The following is a 455-nucleotide window of genomic DNA, read 5'->3' as shown; positions in this document are numbered from 1 at the left end:
CGTCGGGATCGCGCTGCATGTCGGCCACGAAACTCTTGTCGATCTTCACGCCGTCCACCGGCACCTGGCGCAGGTGGCTGAGACCGGAGAAGCCCGTTCCGAAATCATCCAGCCAGACCTTCACGCCGGTGCGGTGCAGCTTGTCCAGCAGCTGCGCGGCAACCATCTCGTCGCCGATCACTGCGGTTTCGGTCAGCTCCAGGTGCAGGCGCGAGGCCGGTAGCCCGGACTCATGCAGGCACTGTGCAACCAGTGCCGGCAGCTCGCCGCCGCGCAGCTGCCGCGGTGATACGTTCACCGACACGAACAGATCGTCGCCGCCCGCACCCCGTGGCCACTGCGAGGCTTCCATGCAGGCCGCACGCAGCACCTTCGGGCCGATGATCTCGATCAGCCCGCTCTGCTCGGCCACTTCGATGAACACCGACGGCGGAATCGTACCCAGGGTCGGATGC

1 protein-coding gene is annotated in these 455 nt (G+C 66.6%); it reads right to left on the bottom strand.

Annotation, left to right across the window (positions count from 1 at the left end; translation table 11 throughout):
• The coding region (locus ACNFOC_RS55305) for an EAL domain-containing protein (protein ID WP_416966432.1) at window positions 1-424 on the bottom strand (424 nt) is incomplete at its 3' end.
• Between the last annotated feature and the right edge of the window lie 31 nt (window positions 425-455).

The sequence above is a fragment of the Streptomyces colwelliae genome, from assembly GCF_048158785.1.
Taxonomy (GTDB): Bacteria; Actinomycetota; Actinomycetes; order Streptomycetales; family Streptomycetaceae; genus Streptomyces.
This window is presented reverse-complemented; position numbering and strand designations above follow the sequence as displayed.